The 7,939-nt window shown below is 62.0% G+C and carries 4 protein-coding genes; 3 read left to right on the top strand and 1 reads right to left on the bottom strand.

Annotated features, from left to right (window positions below; genetic code table 11):
• Window positions 1-1,375 precede the first annotated feature (1,375 nt).
• Entirely contained in the window at window positions 1,376-2,272 is an 897-nt protein-coding gene (locus IVB32_RS40765; RefSeq protein ID WP_247371003.1) for a DMT family transporter, read from the bottom strand.
• A 509-nt stretch (window positions 2,273-2,781) separates the two neighbouring features.
• On the opposite strand from IVB32_RS40765, the gene IVB32_RS40760 reads away from it, so the two are divergent.
• The 3 genes from IVB32_RS40760 to IVB32_RS40750 all read left to right on the top strand — a co-directional run bounded on the left by IVB32_RS40760 (window position 2,782) and on the right by IVB32_RS40750 (window position 7,773).
• A complete protein-coding gene (locus tag IVB32_RS40760; protein ID WP_247413139.1) occupies window positions 2,782-2,970 on the top strand; it encodes a hypothetical protein in 189 nt (62 codons plus the stop codon).
• Between the two features lie 61 nt (window positions 2,971-3,031).
• Complete coding sequence (locus IVB32_RS40755; protein WP_247370997.1) at window positions 3,032-6,796, top strand: vitamin B12-dependent ribonucleotide reductase; 3,765 nt, start codon at window positions 3,032-3,034, stop codon at window positions 6,794-6,796.
• Window positions 6,797-6,990: 194 nt separating this feature from the next.
• Window positions 6,991-7,773 carry an NYN domain-containing protein gene (locus IVB32_RS40750; RefSeq protein ID WP_247370994.1) on the top strand — a complete coding sequence of 261 codons (783 nt, stop codon included), beginning with the start codon at window positions 6,991-6,993 and terminating at the stop codon, window positions 7,771-7,773.
• Window positions 7,774-7,939 lie beyond the last annotated feature (166 nt).

The following is a 7,939-nucleotide window of genomic DNA, read 5'->3' as shown; positions in this document are numbered from 1 at the left end:
CTCTATGGGCGCTCGCCCTCCAGCATTCGCCACCGCCGCAGAGTATTCGCCTGAGGTCGGGCATCCCAACGTTGGTCCGCTGTTGGACCCATTGCGGACTAACTGGTCTCGCGCGGTTGTGTTGAAGCTGCTAGACACGTGAAGTGTCGCTGTTCTTACTCTTTTTTGGACTTTCACTGCTGGGCATTGCCGGATGGGGATTTCAATCCATCGTGGCAGAGCTAGATAGGTCGTGCCTCCCCCGGACGGACGCAATTTCTCGCAAGTTTCAGGTTGAGGCGTTTATCTGGGGGGACCGCGCGCCGTTGGCGCTGAGGCGTCGGTATATCGCAACACAAGCCTGCGCGGTCCCGGCGCTCCTTTGCCTGGCGGCTCTCGTGTGGCTCAACGAGCCGCGCCGCGATGTCCGCGCTTTGGGGGTGATCGCGTTCTGTTTCGTGTCGTTTGTCGTGGCCGCTTCCTTGGCCTGGAAGACTGCCCGAAGCAGCGGCTCAAAATTATCCTGACGGAGGCAACAATGCGTGGCCTGATCTACATTTGGGGCGCGGGAATACCGCTTCTGGTCGGGCTTGAGATATATCTCGCTACGAACGCTCTCCGAAACCTCGCTCCCGGGGTAGAAAGAAAAGACGTAGTATTTCTGAGAAGGTTTGCAGATGGCGGCAGCCCTCCAGGAGGTCGCTCCCCGAAGCATGGCGGACCAGATTTGCTCAGTTGAGTTCTTCGTATGCTGACCCGAAGCGGATGTTGTACTGTTTGCCAATGGCGAGGTGCTTTGGTCCCCCCATCGGACCACGTACGATGGCGCCCGACCCATGAATGATCACCGAAAGATCAAAGTCTTTTTTGAGGTGTTGGACGGCTCCTGTCGCGAGTTGGGTCTCAAGCGCTGGCCCGTATTAGCGCCGAGTTGGGACCTGAGGAAAAAGTCACGCTGACCAATGGGCTGTACTTCCGCGTCGAACGGTCTGGTTTGACCCTTGTGTCGGTCGGCGCTGGTGAGTGTCAATCGATGAAGCTTTCGGTCGATGAAGCAAAGCAGATATTCTCATCGATCGAGTCCGCGTGCACCAGTCGCGATGTTGTCAAGGTCCGGGCCGGAGAGCTATCTTGGACGACCGATGCTCGGCCGAAATCCAATCCTGAAAAGGTGGTTATCAGGTTCACGGGACCGCTGGGATTCACACGCACGGACGCCAAGCGTAAAGATGTTGCAGCAGCGGTCGTAGAGTTCGCCAACCGATTTGGGTAGAGACAATCCCCGCAAGGCAGGTCGGCTCTTGGCGCATCTGCGAGCTCGGAGACCTTCCGCTCTCCGGCCGATGTTGACGATGAACCGGAAGTCCAGGCGGCCAGCCGCTCATGAATATGCGCCCTACCGCGTCGCCAGCACCACGGCCGCCAGCGTGAACACCAGCGCCGCGATCTGCCCTGCCCCCAGCGGCTCGTGGAGCGCGATCGCGGACGCCACGACGCCGATGACAGGCACCGCCATGGTGCCGATCGCGGCGACGGAGGCCGGCAGGCGCGCAAGGGCAGCGAACCAGCTGACATAGGCGATGCAGAACTGCACCACGGTCGAATAGACCAGGAGCCACCAGCCGACCGGCGTCACCAGCTCCAGATGCGTGGTCTCGATGGCGAAGCCGATGATCGTGATCGGCAGGCAGCCGATCCCGATCTGCCAGGCCGCGGCCGTGATCGGCGGCAGTCGGATCGGGTACTTCTTCGAAAACACCGTGCCGAGAGCGAAGCCGAGCGCGCCGCACAGCGCCATGATGATGCCCGGCAGCTTGTCCGCGGTGGCGGCAAAGCCGTTGCCGCCCATGATCGAGGCAAGGCCGGCAAAGGCCATCACCAGCGCGATGGTGCGCAACAAGGTCGGCCGCTCGCCGAGCACCGGCCAGGCGATCAGCGAGGCCCAGACCGGCATGGTGTAGGCGATCAGCGCCGCTTCGCTCGCCGGCAGCCACAGCAGTGCCAGACCCATCAGCACCATCCAGCCGGTGACGTTGAGGATCGCGGCGGTCACGAGGCGCGGCCAGATCTCGCGCGGGACGCTGAGGCTGTCGGCGCGGATCAGCGCCAGCGCCGCCAGCAGCACCGCGCCGAGCACGCCCGTCGCCCCGCGCAAGGTCAGCGGCGGCAGCTCGGAGAGCAGGAATTTCGTCACCGGCCAATTGAAACCCCAGCCCACCGAGGTGATGGCGAGGAATATCAGGCCGGCCGGGGCGATGCGCGCTCGCGCATCCCGGCGGGTCGAATCAAGCATGTGGGTAGTCCGGCAAAATCGAGGGCAGCTTGGCGCGGATTCGCGCCTCCCACCACCACCCCGGCGGGCATGCCTGCCCTCACCTTCCGTAGCCCTACGTGAGTCCCCCCGAGGCAAGCCCGCGATTCAAAAATATACCTGCCCTGTGAACAGCGGGGTGAAGCCTCAGCGGCCCCCCAAGATGCAAATTTTTTCGGTTGGAATCCCTGAGGACTCACTGATACTTGGCTCAACAACAGGCGCGGCCTTGCCCCCTGTTATCCCCCACAATCCACCATATTTAGTATTTGATTCAGGAACTCGCACTAGTTCTTGACGGGCGTAACGGAGAGTCCTAGTTTTCGATCCGTTCGGCGCGAGTGTGTTTGCGTCCCGCCGGCACTCCCCCAAAGGGTCTGCAAAACAGCACTCCGCCAAGCCAGACAAGGGCAGCGGGATACGGGCTTGTCTGCCCGGCGAGAGCGGACTTTTCGGGCGCCTGAACGGGCTGGAAACAGGCCCGGATGGCAATGGTTGAAGACGTGACGTTGTGGGGCGTTGAACGCATGTCGGGCTCATCCCTTTGGGGCGGATGGGCCTGGACGTGCCGGCGGATGATCGGTGCGCGCATCGAGCAATCGCGTCGGGAGAAAACGGGCCGGGTCTACCGGCTGAGCTGCGATGCCAAGGGCCAGGCGGCCTCGAGCACCGCGAAATGAAATGATGACCCGGCACGCCTGAACGGAGGCGGTCCGGTCAAAGATAGGACGGGGCAAGACCATGCGGATTGAGCGGCGCCACACCACTTCGGGACAGTCACCTTACGCCGGCATCGATTTCCGGCTGACCACGTCGGAGATCAGGAATCCCGACGGCTCGGTCGTGTTCAAGCTCGACAATGTCGAGGTGCCGACCGCGTGGTCGCAGGTCGCCTCCGACGTCCTCGCCCAGAAGTACTTCCGCAAGGCCGGCGTTGCCGCGCGCCTGAAGAAGGTCGAGGAAGAGTCCGTCCCCTCCTTCCTGTGGCGCTCCGTGCCCGACACCGAGGCGCTCGCCCTCCTGCCCGAGAAAGAGCGCTATGTCAGCGAGCTCTCGGCCAAGCAGGTGTTCGACCGTCTCGCCGGCTGCTGGACCTATTGGGGCTGGAAGGGCAAGTACTTCTCCTCCGACGAGGACGCCCAGACCTTCTACGACGAGCTCCGCTACATGCTGACCATGCAGATGGTCGCGCCGAACTCGCCGCAATGGTTCAACACCGGTCTGCACTGGGCCTACGGCATCGACGGTCCCGGCCAGGGCCATTATTACGTCGACCCCTTCACCGGCAAGCTGACCCGGTCGAAATCCTCCTACGAGCATCCGCAGCCGCACGCCTGCTTCATCCAGGGCGTCGGTGACGACCTCGTCAACGAGGGCGGCATCATGGACCTCTGGGTCCGCGAAGCCCGCCTGTTCAAATACGGCTCCGGCACCGGCTCCAACTTCTCGCGCCTGCGCGGCGAAGGCGAACGCCTTTCCGGCGGCGGCCGCTCGTCCGGCCTGATGAGCTTCCTCAAGATCGGCGACCGCGCCGCGGGCGCGATCAAGTCGGGCGGCACCACGCGCCGCGCCGCCAAGATGGTCGTCGTCGACGTCGACCACCCCGACATCGAGACCTATATCGACTGGAAGGTGAAGGAGGAGCAGAAGGTCGCCGCTCTCGTCACCGGATCCAAGATCAACCAGAAGCACCTCAAGGCGGTGCTCAAGGCCTGCGTCAATTGCGAAGGCTCGGGCGACGATTGCTTCGATCCCGAGAAGAACCCGGCGCTGCGCCGCGAGATCAAGCTGGCGCGCCGCAGCCTCGTACCCGACAACTACATCAAGCGGGTCATCCAATTTGCAAAACAGGGCTACAAGGACATCCAGTTCGACGTCTATGACACCGACTGGGATTCGGAAGCCTATCTCACGGTTTCGGGGCAGAACTCCAACAATTCGGTGTCGCTGAAGGACGACTTCCTGCGCGCGGTCGAGACCGACGGCGACTGGAATCTCGTCGGACGCACCACCAAGAAGATCACCAAGACCCTGAAGGCGCGCGACCTCTGGGAAAAAATCGGCTACGCCGCCTGGGCGTCGGCCGACCCGGGCCTGCACTTCAACACCACCATGAATGACTGGCACACCTGCAAGGCGTCCGGCGACATCCGCGCCTCCAATCCGTGCTCGGAATACATGTTCCTGGACGACACGGCGTGCAACCTCGCCTCCGCCAATCTGCTGACGTTCTACGACATCCCCTCCAAGCGTTTCGACGTCGAAGGCTACGAGCATCTCTGCCGGCTCTGGACCATCGTGCTCGAAATCTCGGTGATGATGGCGCAGTTCCCGTCGAAGTCGATCGCCGAGCTCTCCTACGAGTTCCGCACGCTCGGCCTCGGCTACGCCAATATCGGCGGCCTCTTGATGACCATGGGCCTGTCCTATGACAGCAAGGAAGGCCGCGCCATCGCCGGCGCGCTGACCGCGATCATGACCGGCATCACCTACAAGACCTCGGCCGAGATGGCGGCCGAGCTCGGCACCTTTCCCGGCTACAAGAAGAACGCCGCGCACATGCTGCGCGTGATCCGCAACCACCGCCGCGCCGCCCATGGCCAGTCCAACGGCTACGAGGGGCTCAGCGTCAACCCGGTGCCGATGGACCTGGTGTCGTGCCCGCAAGGAGACCTCGTCACCCATGCGCAAGCCGCCTGGGATGCGGCGCTCGAGCTCGGCGAGAAGCACGGCTATCGCAACGCCCAGACCACGGTGATCGCGCCGACCGGCACGATCGGCCTCGTCATGGATTGCGACACCACCGGTATCGAGCCCGACTTCGCGCTGGTGAAGTTCAAGAAGCTGGCCGGCGGCGGCTACTTCAAGATCATCAACCGCGCGGTCCCCGCCGCGTTGCGTGCGCTCGGTTATCGCGAGAGCGAGATCGCGGAGATCGAGGCCTATGCCGTCGGCCACGGCTCGCTCTCCAACGCGCCCGGCATCAACGCCTCGACGCTGAAGGCCAAGGGCTTCACGGATGAGGCCATCGCCAAGGTCGAGAAGGCGCTGCCGACCGCCTTCGACATCAAGTTCGCCTTCAACAAATGGACCTTTGGCGAAGACTTCATCCGCGACCAGCTCGGCATTGGTGCCGAGGCGATCGCGGCCCCCGGCTTCGACCTGCTCCAGGCCGTCGGCTTCACCAAACGCGAGATCGAGGCGGCCAACGTCCACATCTGCGGCGCGATGACGGTGGAAGGTGCTCCGCACCTCAAGGCCGAGCACTATCCGGTGTTCGACTGCGCCAACCCTTGCGGCAAGGTCGGCAAGCGCTATCTCTCGGTCGAGAGCCACATCCGCATGATGTCGGCGGCGCAGCCCTTCATCTCGGGTGCGATCTCCAAGACCATCAACATGCCGAACGACGCGACGGTAGAGGACTGCAAGTCCGCCTACATGCTGTCGTGGAAGCTGGCGCTCAAGGCCAACGCGCTCTATCGCGACGGCTCCAAGCTCAGCCAGCCGCTCAACTCGCAGCTCATCGCCGACGATGAGGACGAGGACGATGCGGTCGAGAGCCTCTACGACAAGCCGATGGCGGCACGCACCGCCCAGGTCTCGGAAAAGATCGTCGAGAAGCTGGTCGAGCGCATCATCGTGATGCGCGAGCGCGAGAAGATGCCGGATCGCCGCAAGGGCTACACCCAGAAGGCGGTCGTCGGCGGCCACAAGGTCTATTTGCGCACCGGCGAGTATGACGACGGCCGCATCGGCGAGATCTTCATCGACATGCACAAGGAAGGCGCGGCACTCCGCTCCTTCATCAACAACTTCGCGATCGCAGTGTCGCTGGGCCTCCAGTACGGCGTGCCGCTCGACGAATATGTCGATGCCTTCACCTTCACCCGCTTCGAGCCGGCGGGCCCGGTGCAGGGCAACGACAGCATCAAATACGCGACCTCGATCCTCGACTACGTCTTCCGCGAGCTGGCGGTGAGCTATCTCAGCCGCTTCGACCTCGCCCATGTCGATCCCAGCGAGACCGGGTTCGACGTGCTCGGCAAGGGCGTCGAGGAGGGCAAGGAGCCTGATGATCACGGCCAGCGCGCCTCCAAGCTGGTGTCGCGCGGCCTCACCCGCTCCCGCACCGACAACCTCGTGGTGATGCGCGGCGGCTCGACCGCGGTCGCCCAAGGCAACGACAGCGCACCGGCCGGCGGAAGCAAGGTCACCTCGCTCGCCTCCCACGGCGCAGGCCGTGCCGGCGACGTCCTGGAAGGCGCGGTCGCGCTGAAGCAGGAAGTGACCCACGACCTCTCGCCCACCGAGAAGCTCGAAGCCCTGCAGTGGAGCAAGGCCGGCAGCGCGCAAGTCGCGGTGCCCAGCAAGGCCGAGCGCCGCGCGGAAGCCAAAGCCAAGGGCTATGAGGGCGAGATGTGCAGCGAGTGCGGCAACTTCACGCTGGTGCGGAATGGTACTTGTATGAAGTGCGATACGTGTGGAAGCACGACGGGGTGTTCGTGAGGGGCTAGACAGCTAGGATTGCTGAGCCCGGATTTGCCTCGAGCATCTACGAAGGGCGGCCAGAAGGCCGCCCTTTTTTCATTGTCGCCTTGCAACTTATGGTTTTCTATCGATAACTACTTCTGAACCTGGTTGAAATGAGCTTTGGGACACTTGGAGCCCGCGGAGGCGGCAGATCGAGGGATACAGCAGCCGTGACAAAATATGCATTTGTTGATGGTGGCTTTATCGACGCAATGGTGCGGAAGACATCCGAATATTTCGCGATCGACCTCAGTCGTAACAAAATCGATTACCGGGCAATCGCTGGCGGGCATCAAAGAACCTTTTACTACGATGCTTTGCCCGCCCAAAAGGACAATGAATCTGGCGAGGAATACGAACGACGAGTGAAACGCAAGCGAGAACAATTCGAGCTGGTTAATCGCACGCCTTTTATGCACGTTCGAGAGGGGCTGACGCGGGGACAAAACAAGACGCTGCGTCAAAAAGGCGTCGACATCTTACTCGCAATCGACGTTTTCAAACATGCAACGTCTGGCCACATGTCCGAAGCCCACATCACGACGAAGGACCTAGACTTCTTTCCACTTTTTGAAGCATTGCGGGACACCCCTGTAGCAGTGCATTTGCACTGCTATCCGGCCGAGACTTCCAGTGAATTAATGGCGTTGGCTGATGTCGTGGTGCCAGTCAATCCATTCAAGATATTGCAGTGGATGCACCACCAATCGAAGGATAGCTACGTCGAGTGGAACATCGCTTTGGGCGACGTGAATCCTCAGAAGCTATGCATGATCGGCAATTACGAAGGGCTAGACTTCTATATTTACCAGGACGACGACATGCCGTTCGTTGGTCGCGCCATGGCGTATAATCCTTCGAGCCTGATGCGCTCTAACCGATGGGAGCATATTGTCGACGCCTTTGAGGCCCGCGTCGGCAAGCGTGTCCACCTGGATCAATTGAACCGCTAACTGTAGCTCGCAGGATGGCTGGAGTGCAGCCCGTAGGATGGGTGGAGCGAAGCGATACCCATCGCCGCCAGATCGACAGAAGTGAGCTGCTGCCGGTTTGATGGACACCGAGATTGGGTGTTTTATCGAGCCAGAGGTGGGTCATGCAGAGACGGAAGTTCAGTCG

Origin of the sequence: Bradyrhizobium sp. 23 (assembly GCF_023073295.1) — a bacterium.
Lineage (GTDB): Bacteria > Pseudomonadota > Alphaproteobacteria > Rhizobiales > Xanthobacteraceae > Bradyrhizobium > Bradyrhizobium canariense_D.
Note: the sequence above shows the minus strand (reverse complement) of the source record. Positions and strands in the feature narration are given on the sequence as shown.